Source organism: Paenibacillus pectinilyticus (genome assembly GCF_001700435.1).
GTDB lineage: Bacteria > Bacillota > Bacilli > Paenibacillales > NBRC-103111 > Paenibacillus_E > Paenibacillus_E pectinilyticus.
Genome location: NZ_LYPC01000028.1, coordinates 439,206 through 463,941 on the forward strand (window position 1 = coordinate 439,206; position 24,736 = coordinate 463,941).

General features: G+C 47.0%; 22 protein-coding genes. 10 read left to right on the forward strand and 12 right to left on the reverse strand.

Annotation, left to right across the window (positions count from 1 at the left end; translation table 11 throughout):
* Window positions 1-23: 23 nt before the first annotated feature.
* Window positions 24-1,310, reverse strand: a complete 1,287-nt coding sequence (locus tag A8709_RS29690) for an ABC transporter permease (RefSeq protein ID WP_065858053.1) — start codon at window positions 1,308-1,310, stop codon at window positions 24-26.
* Window positions 1,303-2,208 (reverse strand): ABC transporter ATP-binding protein, encoded by a 906-nt coding sequence (locus A8709_RS29695; protein WP_065858055.1) that lies wholly within the window; start codon window positions 2,206-2,208, stop codon window positions 1,303-1,305. Before A8709_RS29695 ends, A8709_RS29690 begins: the two co-directional genes overlap by 8 nt.
* Window positions 2,209-2,408: 200 nt before the next feature.
* Between A8709_RS29695 and A8709_RS29700 the strand changes: the two genes are divergently transcribed.
* Together A8709_RS29700 and A8709_RS29705 are read left to right on the forward strand one after the other, a co-directional pair.
* Window positions 2,409-3,575: a sensor histidine kinase gene (locus tag A8709_RS29700; RefSeq protein ID WP_065858057.1), complete on the forward strand. Its 1,167-nt coding sequence runs from the start codon at window positions 2,409-2,411 to the stop codon at window positions 3,573-3,575.
* Window positions 3,565-4,236 (forward strand): response regulator, encoded by a 672-nt coding sequence (locus A8709_RS29705; protein WP_065858059.1) that lies wholly within the window; start codon window positions 3,565-3,567, stop codon window positions 4,234-4,236. The genes A8709_RS29700 and A8709_RS29705 overlap by 11 nt, the downstream gene beginning before the upstream one ends.
* Window positions 4,237-4,311: 75 nt before the next feature.
* Here the strand turns inward: A8709_RS29705 and A8709_RS29710 are convergent, their stop codons facing one another.
* The 6 genes from A8709_RS29710 to coxB form a co-directional block, all read right to left on the reverse strand.
* A complete protein-coding gene (locus A8709_RS29710; protein ID WP_065858060.1) occupies window positions 4,312-4,767 on the reverse strand; it encodes a DUF420 domain-containing protein in 456 nt (151 codons plus the stop codon).
* 16 nt (window positions 4,768-4,783) lie between these two features.
* Window positions 4,784-5,641 carry a cytochrome c oxidase assembly protein gene (locus A8709_RS29715; protein WP_065858062.1) on the reverse strand — a complete coding sequence of 286 codons (858 nt, stop codon included), beginning with the start codon at window positions 5,639-5,641 and terminating at the stop codon, window positions 4,784-4,786.
* A 198-nt stretch (window positions 5,642-5,839) separates the two neighbouring features.
* Window positions 5,840-6,157 carry a cytochrome C oxidase subunit IV family protein gene (locus A8709_RS29720; RefSeq protein ID WP_065858064.1) on the reverse strand — a complete coding sequence of 106 codons (318 nt, stop codon included), beginning with the start codon at window positions 6,155-6,157 and terminating at the stop codon, window positions 5,840-5,842.
* Between the two features lies 1 nt (window position 6,158).
* Complete coding sequence (locus tag A8709_RS29725; RefSeq protein ID WP_065858066.1) at window positions 6,159-6,773, reverse strand: cytochrome (ubi)quinol oxidase subunit III; 615 nt, start codon at window positions 6,771-6,773, stop codon at window positions 6,159-6,161.
* A complete protein-coding gene (gene ctaD / locus A8709_RS29730) occupies window positions 6,770-8,605 on the reverse strand; it encodes a cytochrome c oxidase subunit I (RefSeq protein ID WP_208607777.1) in 1,836 nt (611 codons plus the stop codon). Before ctaD ends, A8709_RS29725 begins: the two co-directional genes overlap by 4 nt.
* A gap of 66 nt (window positions 8,606-8,671) precedes the next feature.
* The gene (gene coxB, locus A8709_RS29735; RefSeq protein WP_065858070.1) at window positions 8,672-9,688 is read right to left on the reverse strand and encodes a cytochrome c oxidase subunit II; all 1,017 of its coding nucleotides are present in this window, start codon (window positions 9,686-9,688) and stop codon (window positions 8,672-8,674) included.
* A gap of 278 nt (window positions 9,689-9,966) precedes the next feature.
* On the opposite strand from coxB, the gene A8709_RS29740 reads away from it, so the two are divergent.
* The 4 genes from A8709_RS29740 (at window position 9,967) to A8709_RS29755 (ending at window position 14,953) form a co-directional block, all read left to right on the forward strand.
* Window positions 9,967-10,656 carry a hypothetical protein gene (locus tag A8709_RS29740; RefSeq protein WP_065858071.1) on the forward strand — a complete coding sequence of 230 codons (690 nt, stop codon included), beginning with the start codon at window positions 9,967-9,969 and terminating at the stop codon, window positions 10,654-10,656.
* 195 nt (window positions 10,657-10,851) lie between these two features.
* Complete coding sequence (locus tag A8709_RS29745) at window positions 10,852-12,945, forward strand: DEAD/DEAH box helicase (protein WP_065858073.1); 2,094 nt, start codon at window positions 10,852-10,854, stop codon at window positions 12,943-12,945.
* 152 nt (window positions 12,946-13,097) lie between these two features.
* Window positions 13,098-13,685: a guanylate kinase gene (locus tag A8709_RS29750; protein WP_065858075.1), complete on the forward strand. Its 588-nt coding sequence runs from the start codon at window positions 13,098-13,100 to the stop codon at window positions 13,683-13,685.
* A gap of 125 nt (window positions 13,686-13,810) precedes the next feature.
* A complete protein-coding gene (locus A8709_RS29755; RefSeq protein ID WP_065858077.1) occupies window positions 13,811-14,953 on the forward strand; it encodes a virulence factor in 1,143 nt (380 codons plus the stop codon).
* 5 nt (window positions 14,954-14,958) lie between these two features.
* Here the strand turns inward: A8709_RS29755 and A8709_RS29760 are convergent, their stop codons facing one another.
* A complete protein-coding gene (locus tag A8709_RS29760; RefSeq protein ID WP_065858079.1) occupies window positions 14,959-16,209 on the reverse strand; it encodes a M48 family metallopeptidase in 1,251 nt (416 codons plus the stop codon).
* A 197-nt stretch (window positions 16,210-16,406) separates the two neighbouring features.
* On the opposite strand from A8709_RS29760, the gene A8709_RS29765 reads away from it, so the two are divergent.
* Window positions 16,407-17,267 carry a C39 family peptidase gene (locus A8709_RS29765; RefSeq protein ID WP_065858080.1) on the forward strand — a complete coding sequence of 287 codons (861 nt, stop codon included), beginning with the start codon at window positions 16,407-16,409 and terminating at the stop codon, window positions 17,265-17,267.
* A 194-nt stretch (window positions 17,268-17,461) separates the two neighbouring features.
* On the opposite strand, the gene infC is transcribed toward A8709_RS29765, so the two are convergent.
* Window positions 17,462-17,947 carry a translation initiation factor IF-3 gene (gene infC, locus A8709_RS29770; RefSeq protein ID WP_065858082.1) on the reverse strand — a complete coding sequence of 162 codons (486 nt, stop codon included), beginning with the start codon at window positions 17,945-17,947 and terminating at the stop codon, window positions 17,462-17,464.
* A 112-nt stretch (window positions 17,948-18,059) separates the two neighbouring features.
* On the opposite strand from infC, the gene A8709_RS29775 reads away from it, so the two are divergent.
* Complete coding sequence (locus tag A8709_RS29775; protein ID WP_065858084.1) at window positions 18,060-18,368, forward strand: hypothetical protein; 309 nt, start codon at window positions 18,060-18,062, stop codon at window positions 18,366-18,368.
* A gap of 15 nt (window positions 18,369-18,383) precedes the next feature.
* Here A8709_RS29775 and A8709_RS29780 read toward each other — a convergent pair whose 3' ends face one another.
* Together A8709_RS29780 and A8709_RS29785 are read right to left on the reverse strand one after the other, a co-directional pair.
* On the reverse strand, window positions 18,384-19,415 hold the full coding sequence (locus tag A8709_RS29780; protein ID WP_065858086.1) for an LLM class flavin-dependent oxidoreductase: 1,032 nt from the start codon (window positions 19,413-19,415) through the stop codon (window positions 18,384-18,386).
* A gap of 217 nt (window positions 19,416-19,632) precedes the next feature.
* Window positions 19,633-20,298 (reverse strand): TVP38/TMEM64 family protein, encoded by a 666-nt coding sequence (locus A8709_RS29785; protein ID WP_065858088.1) that lies wholly within the window; start codon window positions 20,296-20,298, stop codon window positions 19,633-19,635.
* 254 nt (window positions 20,299-20,552) lie between these two features.
* Between A8709_RS29785 and A8709_RS29790 the strand changes: the two genes are divergently transcribed.
* Together A8709_RS29790 and A8709_RS29795 are read left to right on the forward strand one after the other, a co-directional pair.
* Entirely contained in the window at window positions 20,553-22,865 is a 2,313-nt protein-coding gene (locus tag A8709_RS29790) for a helix-turn-helix domain-containing protein (RefSeq protein ID WP_065858090.1), read from the forward strand.
* Window positions 22,866-23,012: 147 nt separating this feature from the next.
* Window positions 23,013-24,671: an extracellular solute-binding protein gene (locus A8709_RS29795; protein WP_065858092.1), complete on the forward strand. Its 1,659-nt coding sequence runs from the start codon at window positions 23,013-23,015 to the stop codon at window positions 24,669-24,671.
* Window positions 24,672-24,736: the final 65 nt, after the last annotated feature.

A 24,736-nucleotide genomic window follows, 5' to 3' on the forward strand; every position in this document is an offset into this window, starting at 1 on the left:
ATGACGGCTCGTCTCTTTTACCACTAAGTCCGATACGCCTTCATCGCCTTACGAAGCTCCTTCCATGAAGGCCGTTTGCCATACATGAGCACGCCAGTGCGATAAATCTTAGCGGCAAGCCATGCCATAGCGCCGATCGAAATCAGTTGAATCGCGATCGAAATCGCGATTTGCCAGAAGGGCGGACTGCTCATCCCGATCCGCAGGAACATAATGAGCGGCGAGAAGAAGGGCACGAATGACATCGTGACTACGAAAGGAGCATTCGGTTGATTTAACCCGAAGACCGCGATCATGAAGGCCGCTACAATGACGATCGTGATTGGCATAATCGCTTGCCCAACATCCTCTGTTCGGCTCACTAACGAGCCCACAGCTGCGAAGATCGTGGCATAGATGAAGAAGCCCAACAGATAGAAGATTAAGAAATACACAATCAGCGAGAGCTGCAGATCATGCCAACTGAGGTGCAGATCCTTGATCGCCGATGGGCTGCTCAACTTCAAATTGATAGCTCCGACAGCGATTAATGAAGCAATTTGCGTTAAGGCTAGCAAGCAGATTCCAATGATTTTGCCAAACATCTGCTTGAGCGGTGACACGCTTGTAATCAGGAGTTCCATCACGCGCGAGCTTTTCTCCGACGTAATTTCTGTGGCGACCATGTTGCCAAAGCCAATGACACCCATGTACAACAGGAATAACATCACATAGACAAGGGCATAGGACATCACCATTTGCGCTTCTGTTTTACCTGTTGCTGCTTTATCCGTCGTCGAAATCTGAACCGTTTCCAGTGAGACTGGCGTTTGAAGGTCGGCTTTAAGCGCGTCCGGTAAGCCTGCCCCCTGCAGAACGATGTCCGTTTTGATCAGCTGCAGCGTCGTTTGAAGCTTGCTTTTCAAGGAGAATTCCATGGTTCCCGTGGATTTGTACACCATTTTCGGAAAAACGCCTTGCTTACTACCTTCAGTGATCTCTAAGTACCCTTTAATCTTCTTATCAGCAATCTGCTGCTTGCCAAGCGCCTCATTCGCTTCAGCGCTGCCGCCTTCAGGAAGCGGAACAATGCGAATATCTGCGTTCGGCTGGTTATTGTAAAAGGCTGTCAGCTTAGCAGCTAACTCCGCTTGTTGCGTGCTGAATACACCGATTTTCGTTGGCTCATTCGATGATAATTTATTTATAAGTGTAGGAAGATGAATCATAACGGACATTAGGATGATTAGAATAAGACTCATAATCCGAAAAGATTTCATTCGGAAACGGGTCATATACGTAAATTTGATAACGGTAACAATCCTATTCATGGTTATTCCCCACCTTTTGGATAAAGATTTCGTTCAAGGTTGGCTCCATGATTTGAAACCGCTGAACAACCGATTGCTCCATCGCCAACTGAAGGATTTGCTGTGCCGTTTCTGGAGAAGTGATCCGAATTTCATACCCTTTTAATCCTTTGTTTACCGATGTCACGCCTGAAAGTCGATCTAATCCCTCGATATCCTCCTCCGTTTCAAGAATGACGCGTTCTTTCGGAAAGCTCGCTTTAATCTCCTTCAAACTGCCTTGCAGAATCGTATTCGACCGATGCAAAATACAAATATGCTCGCAAAGCTCCTCCACATGGTCCATCCGATGACTGGAAAATAGGATCGTTTTGCCCTCGTCACGTAAGCTTTTCACTGTTTTTTTCAATAGTTCTACGTTCACGGGATCGAGTCCGCTGAAAGCTTCGTCGAGAATCAAAATCTCCGGATTATGAATAACAGCCGCGATGAATTGAATTTTCTGTTGGTTTCCCTTGGACAATTCCTCGACCCTGCGGTTATAGTAATCAGGTACCTCAAACCTCTCCAGCCACTCCTTCAAGCTGCGATCTGCCTGATTTTTTTTCACTCCGCGAAGTTCAGCTAAGTATATGATTTGCTCACTTATTTTTACTTTGGGATACAAGCCGCGCTCTTCCGGTAAATACCCCATCAAGCTTCGTAATTCTTCCCTGTAGCCCTGCCCGTTCCACTGTATACTCCCTTGATCTGGATAAATAAGACCCAGTACCATGCGCATCGTCGTGGTTTTCCCTGCTCCATTGGCGCCTAGTAAGCCATAAATCTCTCCTTGCTTTACGCGCAGATGGATACGGTTCACGGCAGTTTTATCTCCATATTGCTTAGATACATCTTCTATTACTAAAGGGTATGTCATCGTCAAGCCTGCCTTCCATATCGAAGTTGCTTACGCATCTTATTTTACATGAAATTGGAAAATAAATGAATTGAAATTCATCATTCCCCATCGATACTCGCAAATCGCGCACTAGGAATTCTTTGATTTTACGGAGAGAAACACATACAATGTGTGTACACTTATAAATTCAAAGTCAATTTCACTGGAGGGTATACGACATGTTACGGGGCGAAAACAATACGATTGCTAAGCTGCTCATCGGGGCCGCTGTTCTCTTACTGCTACTTCGCGGTAACCCCTTCATGCACGGCAGTCCCCTCCAGATTGCTCTACTGCTGATCACCTATCTTTCCTTCATTTCCACTTTTTTCTTTCCTGTATCCTGGTGGTCACGAAGTAAAATTGTTCTGGTGTCCGCTATCTTATTAGTAGAAACAGCTCTAGGGCTTCTATGGCTTCATGAGACAAAGTTTATATATATGCTAGCTATCGTCTTCTTCTCGATTTCTATTCGCCTCTCTAAGACCAGATCGGCTGTCCCAGCCGTTCTTACGATGATGGTGATCGCATTCCTCTATACCCGATTCGGCCGCGAAGACGTCTTCACCTTTTTAACATTCGCTCTCCTCGCCATTGCACTCTATTTAAACATTCGGAGCCGCATGCAGCGCAATTCGATGTACGCCTTGAATAAACAGCATTTGCATGAGCTGCAGGATGCTTACGATGACTTACAAAAAGCATCCGTAAAAGATATGCACTATGCGGTTCTTGAAGAACGGACGCGCATTGCCAGAGACATCCACGATGCTGTAGGACACAGCCTAACCTCACTGATTGTCCAAATGCAGGCTATGCGCTATATGCTGGATCGAGATACAGCTCAGGCCGCGCAATCTTTAGAAGGCATGTTAGTGGTCGCACGGCAAGGCCTTCATGATATTCGCACTTCTGTTCACGCTTTGGCCGATGATCAATCACGTTCAGGCATTCTCCCTCTAAAAGCCTTACTTGCGCGTATGGAGGCCTCCTCTTCCATTCAATATGTGTTCCATTCCTCCGTATCGGACGAAGACTTAGATCCTCAGTTGAATGGGCTATGGTTTAGTGTGTTGCAGGAAGCTATCACGAATGTGATTCGGCATGCGAATGCGACAGAGATCGAAGTAAGCTTAGTTGCTGACGATGAGAAATGGGTCATGCGTATCTTAGATAATGGTCATTCTGAAGCTGAACAGCGGGTGAACGAAGGTTTTGGCTTGAAGGTTATGCGGGCAAGGTTGGAAGAAAAAGGCGGGAGCCTTCTCGTTACTAATCGCGAGCCAAACGGGTTCGAGTTGGTAGCGGAAATTCCAAAGGTTAGGATGGATGAACATGCTCACTGAAAATAAAATCAAAGTGCTCCTTGTGGATGATCAGACGCTGATCCGTCAAGGATTCGGGTATGTGATCGGGGTCCAAGATGATATGGAACTCGTAGGGGAAGCGGCTGATGGGCAGGAAGCCCTAGAAATGGCCATTCTATATAAGCCAAATGTCATTCTCATGGATGTTCAAATGCCCCGTATGACAGGCATTGAAGCCACTCAGGCAATTCTGAGTCGTTTGCCGCAAACGAAAATCGTTATTTTAACAACCTTTAATGATAAAGAATACATTTACCAAGGCATTCGCGCAGGTGCTGTCGGCTATTTATTAAAAGATGCTGAAGTGGAGGACATGCTGGGGACGATACGCGCAGTCTTTCGAGGTGAAGCTGTTTTCCGAACTGGTTTGGCGGCGGATGTGCTGTCGCGTGTAGCGGCTTCTGGCTTAACCGCTGCTGATTCTAATCAGGAATCGCTTCTAGCCGAACCGCTCACAGCAAGGGAAAAAGATATTTTACAGGAGATGGCCTATGGGCTTCGCAATGACCAGATTGCTCAGAAGCTGATGATTTCCGAGGGGACTGTCAAAACACATGTCCATCATATTCTTCAGAAATTTGAAGTTGAAGATCGCACACAAGTCGTGGTTCTAGCTCTCCGCAATGGTTTGGTGAAATAGACCCCACACATCACTCCGATAAAAAAATAGCACGCCATGATGCTTATTCCCGCATCATGGCGTGCTATTTATCTTTTACAATCCAAAAATCGCATCAATCACTGGCTTGGTCGTTCCACCTGGATACATCACGTAAAGCAACACGTATACAAGAACCCCAGTAGGAGCAGTCAGCAGCCATACAATAGCGGCAACTTTCCCGATTTTCTTATGTTTGAGAAACTTCTTCTTATACGCAAACCACAATGTGATGAGGCCAAGAACGCCTCCAACTGTGGCCAAAGTAATATGAAAGAACAAGAACAGATGATAGGGTAGCTTCAGGCTGTCTGGTCCACCGAATGCTGTATTTCCTTCAAACAACGTACGAGACATGTAGATGATGAAAAAGGCCAGTGCGAAAATCGCGCCAAGAACCATCAGCTTTTCATGTGTATCGCGGTTTCCTTTGACAATATGATACCATCCGAAACCAACAAAAATGGCACTAATCACGATAAACATCGTGGAAATCGTAGGCAAAATGTGCATCTTTCTAATCCTTTCTCTAAGCGCGATTCCAGCTCCCGCCTTGATTAGTCAAGCTTTCTTGAGAAGGAATTGGGTCCAATTCATCCTCATCTTTGCGCTCTCTTCGATACCAGCGGAAGAAGATATAAGCTAATGTAGAGGCGTATATGATCTCTTGCAATACTTTCATAATGACACCACCGAGCTGTTGATCATCCAAAGGAGATAAATGAGCAAAAGGTACGGTGACGCTGCCATACATATCATAAATAATCGAATCTGCGAAAATGATAAGGGCACACGCCGGTGTCAGCAAGACCCCATTCCCGAAAATATATGCCATTTTCTTCAGATCATTCAAGCCATTTAGCTCAGGCATTGGCGAGAACACGGGGAACCACATGAAGAAAGCTGTGATCAATAGCACGCTATGATAAACCAATAACCATACATCATTCACCATCAAGTAATCCATAATAAAAGGCATATGGTAAATGGAGAAAAGCATATTGAACATGAACAACGCAATTAGAGGTCTGGTGAAAAATGAAAATAAGCTACGAAACACGAGATTTTTCATGCATACACGTACCAACCATCCTGGTGTTCCTAACCAAATCAGGATAGGTACAATTAAATATAGAATCGTTTGTGACAGCATGTGCATACTGAACAAATAGTGATGACCAATATAGCTAATTGGACTTCCTTGCCCGACATAGAATAAGAAAAGCCCTGCGTAAAAGGAAAGCTGCTGTGTGATCGACAGTGGCTCTGATTTTGTGGAACTCCCATTCCCTTTCACGACAAATCGATTATAGCAATATCCGATCACAACAACGATCAACAGTAAAACAGGATTCCACAAATCGAAAAATCCACCAATCTGACTCATACCTGCATCTATTCTCCTTTCGAGAGGAACATAATTTCAATGAGAAAACCTCTATCGAGGCCATTTACAGATGTGCGACCGCGTTTAGAGGTAAGTTTTATCGCCAATAAGCAAGACGTTTTCGGAAACCGAAAACTTATACTTTCTTAAAAAAAGAGGAGGCACTTTGTCTAAACAAAGTTGCCTCTTCTTGCTTTCTTACCACCAGCACCAATATACAGCCATGAGCACGCCAGTTACAGCTACAAGTGCGCCGCCGCCGATAAAGATCAAAGGAAACAAATGACCTCTTTCTTTGGCATGCATCCAGAAAAGCAACTGAACAAGTGCTTGCACGATCCCTAAGGATACGATGAAAATTAAGATAAACGAACGATCCAAATCCCCGTAAAGTACGACAGCGAATGCCAACATGGTGAGAAGAATCGAAATAATGTAAGTCAAATAGTGATTTGTTGGTGAATCATGCTTTACTCGCTTGCTAGGTGCGGAAGTACCGTGAGAATTGCTACTCATCTTAGTGACCCACCTTCCCCATCAGATAGACAACTGTAAAGATAAATACCCAGACTAAGTCAATAAAGTGCCAGTACAGCGAAGCTACATAAAACTTAGGAGCTGTAACAACTGTAAGACCTTTCTTAAGTCCTTGTAAAATCAACAGTGTAATCCAAGTAACACCGAATGCTACGTGAGCACCGTGGAAACCAACAAGCGTGTAGAACGAAGTTGAGAATGCACTTGTCGTAAATTTGTGACCTTCATGCACGTACTCTCTAAACTCGTAAATCTCCATTCCTAAGAACGCAAGACCGAACAATACAGTTACTGCTAACCAAAATAACAATTGGCCTAGCTTTTGACGGTGCATCGCCATAATCGCGAATACGCTCGTTAAACTACTAGTTAAAAGGATGAAAGTTGACCAACCAACTGTTTTGAGTTTGAACAGTTCATCGGCTGTTGGGCCATCCGGAACAGAGTTCCGAAGGGCAATATACGTTGCGAATAAGCAACCGAACAATACAACCTCTGCGCCAAGGAAAAGCCAAAAGCCAAGAACTTTATTTTTCCCTTCGAGGGTAGCCGTTTCCGGATTAGCAGGCAGTGCGCCCGTGTGATGACTACTCATGCCTTTACCCCCTTATGATCGTCTTCAAGTTCTTCCGGTTCAATATGCCAACCGTGGTCGTCGAATACCGAACGGCAGAACATAGCAATGAATGTAACGATGATCCCTGCGGCTGCAACATAGTAGTTTCTGTACATGAAGCCGAAACCAGCGATGAACAAACCAACAGACATAACAAGTGGCAAGATCGATGCCGATGGCATGTGGATCGAACCGATTGGTTCAGCTGGTGTCATTTCTTTGTTACCAGCCATTTTTTCTTTCCAGAAAGCATCTAAGCCGCGAACAAGCGGAGTTTGTTTGAAGTTATACTCAGGTGCAGGTGAAGGAATTGTCCACTCCAAGGAACGGCCATCCCACGGATCTGCAAGAGCGGTTTTTGGTTTTCTTTGTGTAGCAATAATGTTGATAAGGAACACCAACGTACCGATACCCATAAGGAATGCACCAATCGTAGATACCAAGTTACCTGCTTCAAGGCCATAGCCTGGCTGATACGTAAAGACGCGTCGCGGCATCCCCATTAGTCCCAAGAAATGCTGCGGGAAGAATGTCAAATGGAAGCCGATAAAGAACAACCAGAAATGCACTTTACCTAAACCTTCACTTAACATACGACCGAACATTTTCGGCCACCAGTAGTAAAGACCTGAGAACAAGCCAAGTACTAGACCACCAACGATTACGTAGTGGAAATGCGCTACTACGAAATATGTGTCATGATACTGGAAGTCAGCTGCTGGAATCGCAAGCATAACCCCTGTTGTTCCCCCCATTACGAAGGTTGGAATGAACGCTGTAGCGAAAATATTCGCTGTTGTAAAGCGGATTTGACCACCCCAGAGTGTGAACAACCAGTTAAAGATTTTCACACCTGTTGGAACAGCAATTGCCATCGTTGCAATCGAGAAGATCGAGTTCGCAACTGGGCCAAGACCTGCTGTAAACATATGGTGAACCCAAACCATGAAGCCTAAGAAACCAATCAGAACTGTTGCAAATACCATGGAGCTGTATCCGAACAGACGTTTTTTCGAAAATGTAGAAACGATCTCAGAAATAATACCGAATGCAGGAAGAATCAAGATGTAAACTTCGGGATGCCCGAAAATCCAGAATAGATGCTCCCATAGTACGTTATTACCGCCTCTGGCAGCATCAAAGAATGCGCCGCCGAAGACACGGTCAAACATAAGTTCAACCAATGCAACCGTAATTGCAGGGAAAGCAAGAACAATCAAACCTGAAGTTACAAAAGCAGACCATGTAAACATAGGCATACGCATGTATGTAAGACCAGGAGCACGCATGTTGATAATCGTTACAAGGAAGTTAATCCCCCCGATTAGCGTACCAATACCTGCAATTTGCAAGCCGAGTACATAGAAGTCTGTACCTTGCAAATTGTTTTGAAGCGTTTGTCCCCAGCCAGAATCTGTGATCGAGGACAACGGTGCATACCCCGTCCAACCGGAATCCGGTGCTCCGCCCAAGAACCAGCTTGTGTTCATGAGCACGCCGCCGGCAAAGAACAACCAGAAGCCAAGGGAGTTAACGAAAGGGAACGCAACGTCCCTTGCACCAATTTGTAGAGGAACGATGGCATTCATGAAGGCGAAGATTACCGGCATGGCCGCAAAGAAAATCATCGTTGTTCCGTGCATCGTTGTTAATTGGTTAAATGAATCGCCGATGAAAATATGTTGATCTGGAAAAGCAAGCTGAATCCGGATCAAGATTGCTTCAAGTCCTCCGACGAGGAAGAAGAAGCCGCCCGCTAGTAAATACAGGATACCGATTTTCTTATGATCGACGGTAGTAAGCCAATCCATAAGGCCGGTATGTTTTTTTACTGGATGAGAGTGAGCCAACGTATGAACCTCCTTTACATCAAGAGTTTATTTCAAAGTTTGTAAGTACGTAACGATATCATTAATTTGTGAGTCATCTAATTTACCGCCAGCTGCTTGACCAAATGCCGGCATTTTGTTGCCCGGTTTTTGTTCCTGCGGATTATGAATCCACAATGCCATGTTCTCAGGCGTGTGTTCCAAAATTCCCGCAATCGTGTCACGATCAGCAAAACCTTTAAGGTTAGGTGCAACCCCAGGGCCAGCTGCGTTAACAGCATGACAAGACATACAATTTTCTTTGAAAAGCTCTTCACCCTTCTGAGCCGAAGCCGGCACAGTAGCAGGTGCTTTCATTTTGGCAACCCAAGCATTAAAGTCTGCATCGGTCATTGACTTAACCGTGAAGTTCATCAAGGCATGTGATGCTCCGCAAAGCTCTGTACATCTGCCTTGGAACGTTGCAATTTCATCCGCTTGTAAATAAAGCGTGTTATGTATACCAGGATTCGTATCGACCTTACCGCCTAGGGAAGGTACCCAGAACGCATGGGACACATCGGCAGAAACGACGTCAAACGCAATGATTTTGTCCTTTGGAACCACAAGCTGCTGCGCTGTTGCGATGCCAAGGTCTGGATATTCAAACTGCCACCAGAACTGATGTGCAGTGACTTTCACATGGATAGCATCTTTGTCCTTGTTGTAGTTCGTTGAATGCTTAAACGTGTAGGATACTGTTGGTACCGCAAGCACTAACAGTAAGAGAATTGGAATTACTGTCCAGATAATTTCCAAAACGTGACTTCCTTCGACTTGCTTCGGTATGCTATTATCACCTTTGCGCTTGCGAAAGCGAATTAATACATACACATAAATCGCAAATACGACAATTACGACAAAAATCATGATAAAGAGACTTAATTTCATTAAGTAAAGCTGCTCCGTCGCCACAGGACCTTTAGGCACTAAAGCAGATAAGGTTGGGTCTCCACACCCGGTTAGCATGAGCGCCATCACCGCTAATAGGGGTGCCAGACGCCAGAACTTTTTCAATTGACTCATTGTATCAACCCCACTTTTAAAACAATATTTTTACCACGAAGGCCATGCCCATGTCAATTCACTTTAATAACTATAAATTCGTGAAAACTTTTTGTCAATCGCTGTAGGAGAGTTCACAAATTGTTCTTAAACAGCGTCAGCATTGATATATTTCCCTCCATGGTTATTTCCATACACCCACCTCTTTATGCATTTCAGCGTTTATTTGTGAACACGAATAATTCGACAGAAACATCTCATCCTATAAACATTACAATGCACTGGGAGGTCTGTACGATATGTTCAGGAAGTTAGGTTTTCCGATTTGTGGAATGATATTCCTACTGCTCACATTATCTGCATGTGGCACTAGCGGTAAGGAATACAGAGGTACTGATAGTCACTCGAAAAATTTCGGAGCTCCTGTCGAAAAAGCAGATGAAAAAGACCGTGCTTATCAAGTTCAACAGCTCTCTGGACCTGTCACACACAACAACACTAAGCTGGAGTACAGTCAGTATCTATCAGATGAATTGCATAAGCTCGATGGTGTGAATACCGCGTTCGTCATGACCACGAATCAGAATGCTTATGTGGCCCTCATGATTGATAGCAGCGCAGCAGGGACGAAGGGCACGACCAAGGAAACGAATAATCAAGGTACCAACAAGGGTGTTTACAACGATAATAATCCCTATGACGATTCTATTCCTCGTACAGATTTGAACAAAGGCTACAATAGTTATGAAACTGCGGTTCATCATGATTTGCTCTCTCATCGCTTCAAACAAGCGATCGCAGAGAAGATTCGGTTACTGCAACCTAATCTAATGGATGTTTATATTTCTGCCAATCGAGATTTCCTTAATAAAATGAATAGCTATGCACAGGAAAGCTGGAAAGGCCACTCGCTGATGCCGTTATTAACAGATTTCAACCAGACAGTTACACGTGTGTTTGGCACCGCACAAGCTTTACCACAGGACTAATCAGCTAGGCCTTACCACCTAAGCAAAGCCTGCTATGAATATACCATTTGGAGCTCAATCATCTCGTATAACTTCTATTAATAAAGTAGTTTATTTCTGCTTGAGGGTCGGCTCCTGTTTTCATTTGTCGGGCATTCCTGTACAATGAGGGAATCGTCTTTACTAAGAAGGAAAAAGGGAGCTGGCCAATTACCCATGTCAAATGGATTTGCCTCATTAGGTATCAGAGAGAATTTAGTTCAAGTTTTGCAAAATCAAGGTGTCGTAGAACCTACGCCCATCCAACGGGAAGCTATTCCTGTGCTACTCAAAGGTTCGGATGTTATCGCACAAGCCCAAACAGGTACAGGTAAAACCCTTGCCTTTGTACTTCCTATATTAGAAACCATTGATGTAGAAAGCTCCGATGTCCAGGCACTTATTCTTACGCCAACTCGCGAGTTAGCGATTCAGATCAGTAATGAGCTGAAAACCCTTGTTCCAGTCACAGGTGCTAAAGTATTAGCTGCTTATGGCGGGCAAGATGTAGAAAAACAGCTTAGAAAGCTTCAAGGTAACATACATATAGTAGTAGGAACTCCGGGAAGACTGTTAGACCACCTTCGCCGCGGCTCCATCAATTTCTATAAATTGAAAATACTCGTATTAGATGAAGCCGATCAAATGCTGCACATGGGATTCCTGCATGAAGTGAAAGATATCATTGCCCAAACTTCCCCTTACCGCCAAACGTTGCTCTTCTCCGCTACTATGCCCGAACAGGTCATCAATCTGTCCAAGGCTTATATGAAGGAAGCAAAAGAAATTAAAATTCAAAGCAAACAAGTGACTTTGACTGAAATTCAGCAAGTACTTGTTCCTACGACTGATCGTGATAAACAAGATGCACTAATTGCTGCAATCAAGCAATATAAGCCTTATCTTGCGATGATTTTCTGCCGGACGAAAGCAAAAGCGATCGCGCTGAATGAAGTCCTTCAGGAAATAGGTTTGATGTCCGATGAGCTGCACGGTGACTTGTCTCAAGCCAAACGTGAGCAGGTGATGAAGCGTTTCAGAGAAGGCCGTATCGAGCTTCTAGTCGCTACTGATATCGCAGCACGTGGTTTAGATGTAGAAGGCGTCACGCACATTTTCAATTATGATGTACCACAAGATGCCGAGAGCTATATTCACCGGATTGGCAGAACAGGCCGTGCTGGTGAGTCTGGTGTTGCTGTGACTTTTGCAACGCAACGCGATATGCCGACGATCGAGCTGATTGAAAAAGGGATTAAAATGTCTTTGCGCAGTCCTGACGGGCAACAAAGACGTGTTGTTCGATCCAAAACAGCAGAAGATTACCTCGAACAAGATGGCAGAGGCTCAGCTCGGAAAGGTGCTTCTGGCGTTTCACGCGGCGGAAGACGTAATGAGCGTGGCGGCGCTCCCGAACAACGCAGCGGCGGCCGTGCCGGAAGACCTGGCGCACGCGAATTGCGCGGGGATCGTGCGAATGTACAATATGGCGACCGCAAACCAAGCTTTGGTGCCAAAGGGGACAAATTTGGTGCTCGCGGCGGGGCAACTGGGCCTGGTGCAGGCGCATCACGTTCAGGCGAACGCCCGGCGAAAGTGAATTCAGAACGTAACCCAAATACTTGGGGACGTGCTACAGTAACGCATGAACCGGCAGCAACGAATTCCGCTCCTGCTCGCGGAACGAACATGAGCGCAGCGAAATCTCGCGTCACGGGTTCGTACAATGGCGGCGGCGAAGGTACTGAGCGCAAACGTTCGGCTCCGCATGGCGATAAATCATACTCGCCATACAACAAGTATGCCGGCGCAGGCCGGGAAGACGCGGCAAACGCGTCCCGATCCATTCGCGGCGGCAAAGGCCGTGGCGAAGGCGGCGGCGGAGCTCGCGGTGGCGCAGCTCCTCGCGGCGAAGGCTTCGGTGCTCGCACAGGCGGCGCTCCTCGCGGTGAGGGCTTTGGCGCTCGCACAGGCGGCGCTCCTCGCGGTGAGGGCTTCGGCGCTCGCACAGGCAGCGCTCCTCGCGGTGAGGGCTTCGGCGCTCGCACAGGCGGTGCTCCTCGCGGTGAGGGCTTCGGCGCTCGCACAAGCAATGCTCCTCGCGGTCGAAATGACGAGCGCGGTGCGCGCAGCGCAGCGCCTCGCGGCGACAGCTTCGGAGCTCGCGGTGGTGCACCGCGTGGCGACAGACCAAGCGGCCCGCGCGGTGGCCAAGGCGGCGCTCGCGGCAGTGCGCCACGCGGAACTCGCGGTGGCGGCGGGAAACGCTAAGCGCGACTCGTTTTAACAGCTAGACTTTACCGATGAAGCCTTTACGTTGTACACTATAGCTATGGTTTATTAAGATCCTACATCTCAAAAATCGTTTCAACCCGTGCTCGCACGAGGATTTACCCCCCATCCAATCGAAGGAGGTATGTTCCATGTATGCATTAAAGGATAAGGAAATGATTTTTGTATTCACTGGCCCACACGGGGCAGGCCGTAAAACCGTTGCGGAAATGTCGGGCTCTACGCTCGGGATGAAGCAAGTGATTTCTTACACCACGCGACCTCCGAAACCAACAGAGGAAGATGGTCAAGATTATCACTTCATCTCTCCCGCCCAATTTGCCCAGGCACAAGCTGCCGGTGAATTTATTGAAGTAAGTACTGTTAATGACCATCTATACGGCATCAAAAGCGCAGATATCGAACGAATGTTTCAACAAAGCGGCAGCATCTATTTGATCTTGAACCGCTTTGGCGCCGAAACGCTCAAAAAGCTGTATGGCGATCAGGTTGTCCAAATCTTCATCTATGCCCAGCGGGACACACTGGAAGAACGGATGATCGAGAGCGGAGATTCTGAAGAAGTCGCCTCCAAATACTTGTCTGATTATGAAAATGAATTAGCGTATCGAGATCAATGTGACCATGTTTTCGAAAATGTGGACTTGGCTCATACGGTATTCGATCTTACGAAAACCTTAGATCTATACTTAAATCGTAATTTAGTCGACTTAGACTAGAACGTAGGGCACTAGCTGCCGATACAAGGCCTGGACGGCACCTCGTCCGGGCCTTTTCATTGAATTATGAACGCTGGCAGATGATGCCCATTAACTTAACTGTTCCAACGAAGGAGTTGAACACTTTGAAAATCATTTCAATCGAACCCACACCTAGCCCGAATTCGATGAAGCTCAATATGGATGAGTCTCTACCAGCTGGTGTGCGAGAAACATATACGAAAAAAACCGCTACTAGCGCTCCTGCAGAAGTACAAAAACTACTAGCTGTACCTGGCGTGATCAGTATCTTTCACGCAGCTGATTTCATTGCAGTCGACCGCAGCTCAAAAGGGGACTGGCAGTTCATCCTCGCGCAGGCGCGCGAGATTTATGGCGAAGCCCAGCCATCTGCCGGGGCTGGATTGCCAACCGAGCAGCCTGCGACGGAAGCCGCCTTCGGCGAGGCGCAGGTGCTCGTCCAAATGTTTCGCGGGATTCCGCTCCAGGTGAGGGTGCGCGCAGGCGCAGAAGAAGTGCGCCTCGGCATGCCGGAGCGCTTCACACAGGCCGCCGTCCGCGCAGGTACGGCTTCGCCGAACCTGATCAAAGAGCGGAAGCTCGAGGAGCTCGGCGTCCGCTACGGCGAGCTTGGGGACATCGCGGGCGAGGTCGTCCAGGAACTGGACGCCTCTTACGACGATGCCCGCGTCGACGAACTGGTCTCCCTCGCGATGCGGGAGACGACAGACGCCCCTGTGGAAGCTGCCACAGGGGATGAAGATCTTAGCGCAGCCGCGGAGCAGCTGCGCAGCAGCGACTGGAAGCTGCGCTATGCCGCGCTTCAGAAGGTCCAGCCATCGCTTGAGACGCTGCCGCTTCTCGTCCAGGCTTTGCAGGACGAGAACACGTCGCTTCGGCGACTGGCTACGGTGTACCTCGGGGACATCAAGGAGCCCGAGGTATTGCCCTTTCTGTATCGTGCCCTCGAGGACGATACGCCTTCGGTTCGTCGGACAGCGGGCGATACCCTGTCCGATTTGGGAGATCCCGCCGCCATCCCGGCGATGGCCAAGGCGCTCAAAGACCGCAACAAGCTCGTCCGTTGGCGCGCTGCGCGATTCCTTTACGAAGTCGGAGACGAAACCGTGCTTGAAGATTTGAAGCAAGCTGCGGACGATGCCGAATTCGAGGTCCGCATGCAAGTCAAAATCGCCCTCGAACGTATCGAGGGCGGCCATGCCGCAGAAGGCTCTGTCTGGCAACAGATGACGCGGAGAAATGACTAGTTTACCTACTTTTTCGTAAACTGTTCAAAATACAAGATTCGTTCTTCAATCGTTGGATGAGAACCTCGGAACCATTGCACCAGCTTCGGCTGTGTAACGGGACTGAGGTTTTCTTGCGCGATATGCTGGAAAGCCCGAATCGCCGCATCGCCATCTCCCGTCATTTTCATTGCGTAGACATCAGCACGGTGTTCAATCACGCGCGAGAAAGCGTTTTGTGCTGGCGACGATAAGAAGCTCATCAAAGAAATGAGGAGCAGCAAAATCGGCAATGCCGCTAGATCCCTTTCCCCTCGAAAGCCCCACAGTGATCCGAAGCGTTGCAAAATAATGCGGTACGCGTGAAAAGCTAGCCAGAAACCAACAAAACTAAGCGCTATACCATAAGCAATCCCAAGATAGATATGCTTTTCCACATAATGTCCCATCTCATGCGCCATCACAGTCAAAATCTCATCCGGCTGCAACTTGTTCAGAATCGTATCCCACAGTACAATACGTGCATTGCCACCGATGCCGTTGACATAGGCATTAATGGTATTCGTCCTCTCGGACATGTTAACTTCGTAAACCTGATCCGTAGGAATGTGTGATTTAGCGGCAAGATCCAGAATTTGCGCTTTAAGCTCTTGATTTTGCAATGGCTGAAATGTGTTGTACAACGGATCCAGCACCACTGGCTGAATGAAAGTAACAAATAAAATGAGTGGAATGGAAATCAACCACAGCCAGAGCCACCATTTTCGTGGACTCCATTTACTCACCCATCTAAAAATTCCGACCATGATGACAGTACCCACAATATCTATGAGAAAAGATTTAAGATGATCCCCTAAAAATAGTGCAGGCGTCTCATTGGAGATGCCGTAGGCTTGGTCGATTTTGAATAAAAACACATCAATCGGAAGAAATAGCACGTCCATCACGAGTGTAAAAAGGACGACAAACAAGAACATTTGCAGGAATGACGCCTTAAAAAGCTTCTCAGCTAGCTTCCGAAAACTTACCGCAACACCAAACAGCGCGACCGTAACACCCATTTGCAAGGGAGAACTTAGGAAGAAAGCTAAAGAATGAATCCGAGACAGTGACTCCGCTTTACTAATCTCAGCATGGGTCATGAATGTATTCGGATCGGCCACGGTTCCGATTAACGCTGTCGGTATTTGAAATAAATGACCTTTGGTGAAATATACAATTACAATCGTCGCATAACAAACAAAAGCAGCTAGACACCACAAATAGAATCGTTTCATCCCATGCCTCCACGGTCATCTTGATCTTCTTATCCTTATCATACACGCTATCAGACTTCCCTTGGTAATGCTTGTTTACCTAGTCTATGCGAGCAAGGGAGTTGTGTATGTGTCAATGGGCTCATTTTGGATCCTTTGGTTGCAATCTTTTGCCACCCATGATGTAATGAAACCATCGAAAAGAACGGATGTGCGACATGAAGAAGATAATCAGCCTTACTTTGCTGGCCTTCGTCAGCCTTTCCCTATTCCTGATCGTAAAAATAAGCTCCCCAGGCGCGGAACATATCCCTACCTCATCTATTTCCCAAACAACATCTACGCCTACATCAGATCTTACATTTACACCGAGTCCTTCTCCCTCGGTTAGCCCAACTACATCTGAGATCAATACTTCAACTCCAGAAACCAATTCAGCCAGTGCGGCAGCGAGCGCAACACCGGAGACAGATGGAACGCCCATCGCTCATCATTTTCAAATTAAAGCGATTCCCGCGCTCTCCCAACTACCCGAGCTGCCAAACGGCTGCGAAGCGGTAGCTGCGACGATGCTGCTCAACTGGGCTGGACTGCCGATAACCAAAGAAGATGTCGCTAACGCGCTGCCCAAAGGGGACATGCCCTACGAGAATGAAGATGGCGTATTCGTTGGCGCTAATCCCAAAAACGTCTTCGTCGGTGATCCCTTTGATGTCGGATATGGCATTTACCATACCCCCATTGCTAAGATTATGAATCAGTGGCTGCCTGGCCATATCCGTGATTTGACAGGAACCACCTTTGACGACTTACTTGCGGTCATCGCCCAAGGTAAGCCAGCGATGGTTTGGGCCACCGAGCATATGGATATCCCCTATTTGGATCAGGAGTGGGAAGACCCCGATGGTGAGCTTGTCAAATGGTATCAACCTGAACATGCCTTATTGCTAACGGGGTGGGACGATGATCATGCCTACATGAACGACCCTATGACAGGCGAACAAGAAACTTACCCGCTCGAAACGTTCAAAAAAGTCTGGGAACTCATGGGCTCCCAAGCCATCACCGTTACTTCTTAGTGGAACACTATCCCCTTCGCTCAGAACACAGTTCCATTAGAGCTAAACTGAGCCTTGGGGATAGTACACATACGCACATTAAAAAACACTATCCTCTCTGCTCAGTATGAATCTCTAAACTGAGTGTAGGGGATAGTGTCTATAGATGTATCCATGAGCTGGGTGAAGGGCTATGCCCCTTGTCCATGTTCCGATTAGGCAGGATCCAACTGAACAGCTGCCTGCTTACCGCTCAACTGGATGCCTGTATGCTTCGTTCCGTATGCGCTAAGCTCTTTGACTAGCGTCTCCAGCAACGTCTTCGCTTTGGCACCTTCTTTGCCGGAGATCTTCACGACCAACAGGACGGCGTCACCGCCTTTTAAGATACGCTCTGCCTGACCGCGCTTCGTTTCGAGATCATGGTCCTCGATGTTTGGCGTCAAACGGAGCTCCTTCACTTTCGGTCCCTGCTCTTGTTTACGTGCCTGCTGCTTTTCCTGCAAAGCTTCCTGCTTGGCTGCGCCTGCCCCAATCAACTTGCATGGCGGCGGGCTGCTCATGAGCGAGGTGCAGACGAGATCCACTTTTAACTTTTTCGCCAGAGCAAGGGCTTCTTTCGTCGACATCACACCCAGATCCTCACCCTGTAATCCAGTGACGCGGACCTCGGATGCTTTAATTTTCTCATTCTTAATCATTGTGAATCCACCTAATCTTTCGCTATAATGAACCCATCCACCCGTAAGGGGCGATAGAGTTTGGCTGGTTCAAGTGTTGCCAAGAGGTTGTATAAGGAGATGTCTGTAACCGATGAATAATAAACAATTAGAAGAGCAAATGATCGAAAATTACAAACGAGAAGAGCATATGATGATTTTGGTGTTTGCTCAGTGGTGCATCAATAACGATTTGAACCCTGCTGCACTTTACCATAGCGCCTACCCAGACCAGCCCAATAACGAAGCCCTAGAGAAGGCGCTTGAATTAACGGTACCCAAAGAGGAAGCCGGCGAGGTCGCGGACGACACCTTACTTGGCGTGCTCTCCCTTTTTGGCAATGAAGAGCTTGCTTTTATTGTCACGCAAGAAATCGATAAACGACTTAGGCAAAACCGCTAGCCCTATCCTCTATTTTCAAATGACATAGCTGTGTTGGTGGCTTAATTCAAAAGCTTCCGCCAACAACTCCACGGTCCGCATTCTCGTTTCTGCCAGATAGCCGCCGGCGACGATCATGACTTCGTCAACGCCGTAGCTTTCGGCCAACAGCAGGATTTGTTCCCGGACTAGGCTCGGGCTGCCCACGATCATCCGCGAGCGATTGTCTCTCACGCGGGTTTGATCCCAATCGGAATACGTATATTCCGCTGCTTCTTTCGGCGATTTCACTCCGGTGAACTCGCCTTTTTCCATTTGCAGAATACGCAAATCAATGGAAGTCGCGAGCTCCTCCGCCTCGGCTGTCGTCTCGGCGCACAAGACATAAATGCACACCGTCGCCTGCGGCACGACATTGAGCGCGGATGGCTGGAACGAGCTGCGGTAGCTTCGCACCGCATGCTGTCCTCCCGCTCCGTTGATGAAGTGCGCGAAGCAGAAGGCTGCGCCTGCCTGCGACGCATACACCCCGCTCTGCCCGGTGGAGCCGAGCAGCCACACCTGAGGCATCGAAGCCACCAATGGGGTGGCGCGGATGCCCTCGAACACGTGCCCCGGTTCCACCGAATCGGTGAGGAACCGCAACAAATCTGTGACTTGAGCAGGGAACCGCTCCAGTCCCTCGAACAGATCGGCGCCGACGCCACGCAGCGCTTTGGCTGTGTGCGGCGTGCCGCCTGGCGCACGCCCGATGCCAAGATCGATGCGCCCTGGATAAAGCGCCTCGAGCATGCGGAAATTTTCAGCAACCTTGTAGGCGCTGTAATGAGGAAGAAGCACGCCGCCAGAGCCTAGCCGAATTCGGTTTGTACGAGCTGCTAGCGTGGACAGGAATACCTCGGGCGAGGAACCAGCCAACCCCGCTGAATTATGATGCTCGGATACCCAGAATCGGGTATAGCCCAGACGGTCTGCGAGCTGTGCGAGCGCAATCGTTTGTTGTAATGCCTCACTATGGGTAAAGCCGGATGATACCGGTGACTGATCAAGAATACTTAGCTTCAGCATAGTCATCCCTTCTTTCTGAGTCTTCTGCAGGGTGATAATATTAGTATACAACGTCAAGACCCCAAAAGAAAAAAGGACAAACCAAAGTGGCGTTGTCCCGATTCCATTTCGTGCCCTGAGCGTTCCAATTACATACTAAAGTGTATGGTTACGGAGACATTTTATGACTCCATTTTGAGAAAAGCATCATTCTGTATCGCATTCACCCTATGTCTAGTTACGCCGCTTGGCGTACTTTACGTGACTGTCTCCGCTTGATGATCAACGGAACCACGGCAAAAACGACGTACATGCCGACCGCCCCTAGAAATCTCCACGACCAAATATCGTTCAGTGACGCGCCAAATACGTTATACACAATGGCTCCAGGAATAATACCGATTAAGGTTCCCCACGTATAATCCCAGAAACGGATTTTCGACAAGCCGGCCCCATAACTGATCCCATCGAATGGAAAGAAGGGCATCAGTCGCATATAAAGGACGACCATGAAGCCTTTTTCTTCTGCTTTTTGATCGAAGGATTGCAGTTTCGGACTTCTTAGGATGCGCTGAAAGCTGCTTCGGCCCCATTTTCGAGTGATGTAGAAAGAGAGTAAAGCCCCTGCACCAGCCCCAATGAAATCGTAGATGGTTCCCCAGAAAGCGCCAAACACATAACCTCCATATAAGGTTAACGGTGTGGCTGGGAACAATATCAACGGCCTTAATGTGTAGGCAAGAATATATAACAGTCCGCCAACAGGCCCCAAATCACGCAGCCAATCCGTGAGCCAGTCGAAATCTAAATGCTTCCATACACCCGTCCATTTCAGTATCAATAAGCCGATAATGGCAACTACAAACCAAACAATTAGCAACCAAAGCGACTTTGAACGCGCCATGGCTCGCCTCCTCCATACCAGCTATCCTATATTTTCCTAAGCCTATCTTTCCTTCCATCTTACACAAATATGTTGGTTGATATCAACTTAGCCCGAAAATCAGATATCAGGCAACGCCATCCCCGCCCTACAAAGGAAATCATTGATGATGCTAGAGAGATATGTTAAACTGCTCCCATCTTCTCTCCATAATTATCCCAGCATTTCTCATATAGTCATCCACCATATCCCGCACCCAATGGAGGCATTCACCTATGCTGCTACGACGCAAAAGCATTTTCCTGACGTTATGGCTCTCTTACATCCTCATCTTACTTATTCCTGTTTCCGGTACATTCGTCTTGTATACCAATATGGAGAAGAGCATGGTCGATAATGCCAACCGCTCTAATTTAGCTATGCTTGAGCAGGCACGTCAGGTCGTAGACAGTAATTTACAAGAAATTGAGCAACTGGGCATTCAGATCGCCACACAACCGAAGCTTCAAACGCTTTGGACGTTAAAAGAGAGTGAAAAATACATACAAACCGAGGAAGCTGTTCGCGCCTTAAAAACGATTCGTAACGGCTCCCGGTTCGTTGATGACTTCTATATTTATTTACGCAATGAAGACACCGTTATTTCTCCTAATTTGAAAACGGATGCCACTACCTTCTTTACAAAGCTATACCCGCTTCCTGGCAAAAGCTTAGCCCAAGTGCGCTCTGACCTTTTGACGGGGTACCACTATTTAACCTACCTGCCAACAACTGCCCCACTCGATGATCCTATGACCCGAAATGTCATTGCTAGCGCCATCTCTCTCCCGCTGGGTGAGAGCAACAATGTTGAAGGCACGTTAATTATGTTAATCAACGAGAAACAGATTCTTGATTTATTGAAAGGCATTCAATCGGTCAATAACAGCTCGATGTTCATTCTGGATGCCACTGGACAAGTGATTCTATCGAGCAATAATCAATTCAAGATGTCTCCTGAGTTACTTTCACAAACCATCAACGCTAACGGATACAAAACGTACGATCTCGATGGTACAACGCAGATGCTATCTTATACCACTGGCAAGAGCGGTTGGAAATATATCTCCCTAGTTCCGAAAAATGTTGTGTTAGAACGCGTAAATGAAATGAAAAAGTGGGCCTTTTATCTACTTGTTCTTGTGATCGCCGCTGGAAGTGCCGCTGCTTACTGGATGGCGTACCGCAGCTACAGTCCGATTCGCGATCTTGTATATTCCATTAATAAAGGGAAGAATGTGCCTCGCAACGGTCTTTCGAACGAATATGAGTTCATCCGAAACTCCATTGCAACATCCGTAGCCGAAGGCAAGGCGCTTGAACAGCAGCTGGCGGGGCATCTTCCCGTTGTTCGTGCTAACTTTTTGACTCGCCTATTAAAAGGGGAAGTCGATCAGTCGGAGTTGACCGAGGACTCTCTTGCTTTTATGGGAATTCGACTCCCGCATCCCTTTGTCAGTGTCATTATCCTCGAAGTCGACGAAAGCCGCGATTATCGTATTGCCGAAAGCGATCGGGATCGCGCCCTCGTTCGATTTATTTTATTCAATTTAAGCAGTGAATTTATCGCTGATTCCGGCTATGTCACAGAAACAGATAACAATCGCTTAGCGCTATTACTAAATGTTCCTGACACTTTAGAGGAAACACTGCTAAGCCGCGACCGCTTAATCGCAGAGCTCAAAGGTGTGATTGAGGAACGTTTCCGGATGAAAATCACCGTTGCCACGAGCTCCTTCCATTTGGGCAGGTTAGAAGCTTCTAAATGCTACAACGAAGCGCTGAACGCTCTCGATTATCGCATTATTCATGGAATTAATTCCGTTATTCATTACGATGAAATTCGCTTCTTGGAACGAACGTACTATCACTTCCCGATGGAAGTCGAAGCTCAAATGATTAATTATCTCAAAAGCGGTGAGTATGAAGGTGTTGAACGGCTGCTTAATGAGTTGTATCAACATAATATGGGCTCACGCGATACCACCCCAGAGCTAGGGAAATTGCTTTTCCTGAACCTATTGGGAACTGTGCTGAAAGTGACGAATGCCCTGAAAATTGATGAAAAGCAATGGCAAGAGGGCAGTACCGACCCTGTGAAGCTCATTAATAACAGTACGTCTGCCGAGGACATGCTAAAAAAGCTCAAAGAGCTGTGCTTATTTATTTGCAACAGTGTCCAAGAGGCCCGCTCCGAGCATAGTGAACGCCATCATGAACGGATGAAAACGTATATCGATGAGCATTACAACGATCATTCGCTAAGTTTAACTTCGATCGCTGATCATTTTGGCATGACGCCGCAATATATGTCCGGATTATTTAAAAAGCAGTATGGCATTAATCTAACCGATTATATGATTGAGGTTCGTATGAAGGAAGCCAAGCGGTTTCTGGCCTCACCTGGCATGACCATTTTACAAGTTGCCCAGCAGGTTGGCTATTCAACCGATATTGGATTCATTCGCGTTTTCAAAAAAATGGAAGGGATTACACCCGGAAAATACCGTGAAATGCAGCAAAGAGGGGACAATCTGAAGGATAGTTAGCCCCCCTGAAATACGGTTTACCCCCGATCTGAAGCGGTGTTTATCGTTCATTAGAACGTATTGTAGGCAGCGAGAGCCTGCTCTTTTATATTGAAATTGCGGACAACGACACCGCAAAAACAATATGTACAGGAGGGTCACACACGTATGAACAGAAATAAAAAGACGATTCAATTGTCTGTAATCTCGGTAGCCGCACTCTCAGTTCTATTAGCAGGTTGTAGCAGCGATACAACCAAAACAACACCAGCAGCTTCCGGGACACCAGCAGCTGCAACGGCTACAGCATCGGTACCCGAAGTAAAGTATCCAACATCCTTCACTTACTGGGTACCTATGAATGCAAATGCAGGCGCTGTCATGAAGAATTATAACGAAATGGCTGCGTATAAAGAGATCGAGAAAAAGACGGGTACCAAGGTTGATTTCCAACATCCACCTACAGGGCAAGAAAAAGATCAATTCAACATCATGCTAGCTTCGAACAGCTTACCTGATGTTGTTGAATACAACTTCGCTTCTGGCTTAGAGCAATCTGCTTCCCAAAGCCCAGATTCCCTCATTAAAGGGAAACAAATTCTTCGTTTGAATGAGCTTATCGAGAAAAATGCTCCGAATTTAACGAAAGTACTGAAAGATCATCCTGACTTCCGTAAATTGATAACAACGGATGAAGGCAATATTTATGTCATGCCTTTCCTGCTTGGCGATGAGCAATTAAGCGTCGTTAACGGGCCTGTTTTCCGTCAGGATTGGCTGGATAAGCTCGGTCTTAAAGTACCAACTACCGTCCCTGAGTGGGAGACTGTGCTGACTGCGTTCCGCGATAAAGATCCGAACGGCAACGGTAAGAAAGATGAAATTCCTTTCTTCATGAACTTAACCGGCGATTTCGATCAAAATAACCTGCTTGTTGGGGCTTGGGGAATTTCAACCGATTATTATAATGATAAAGGCAAAGTTAAATACGGCCCGATTCAACCTGAATACAAAGAATTTGTCGCTACACTCGCTCGTTGGTACAAAGATGGCTTAATCGATAAAGATTATGCGAGCATCAAAGACTCCAAGTTGAAAGATGCCAAAATTACCGGTAACCAAGTTGGTGCCTTCTCCGGTTATGCAGGCTCTGGGCTTGGGCGTTACTTAACGCTGATGCAACCAACGCAGCCTAGCTTCTCCCTTGTTGGTGCCCCATATCCAAAACTGAAAGAAGGCGCACCTGCTTCACTAGGACAATACACCATGCCTTTCACAGGCTATGGAGCTGCCGTTTCTGCTAAAGCCAAAAATCCAGAAGAAATTATCAAATGGCTTGACTACAAATACGGTCAAGAAGGTTCCATGCTGATGAATTTCGGTATTGAAGGCACAAGCTACAAAATGGAAAATGGTTACCCGAAATATACCGATCTCATTTTGAATAATCCAGATAAATTACCAATTGCGCAAGCAATGGCGAAATATTTCCAAGCTAGCTGGAACGGACCGTTCGTTCAAGATAAACGCTATATCGAGCAATACTATACTATTCCTGCACAACGTGATGCACAAAAAACATGGACGAATGCCGACCACACGAAACAAATGCCAGGCATCAGCTTAACAGCAGAAGAAAGCTCCAAAACCGCTTCCATCATGAATGATGTAAAAACATACCGCGATGAAATGTTCAATAAATTCGTTATGGGCGCTGAGCCGATTGAGAACTTCGATAAATATGTGCAAACGATGAAAAGCATGGGCGTTGAAGATGCCATTAAAGTGCGGCAAGCTGCTTTAGATCGCTTCAATTCACGCAAATAATCCAAGAGTTAGACGCTGAGAGCACACGGTGCGGAGTAGGTCCTCCCCGCCGTGTGGCGTCTTCT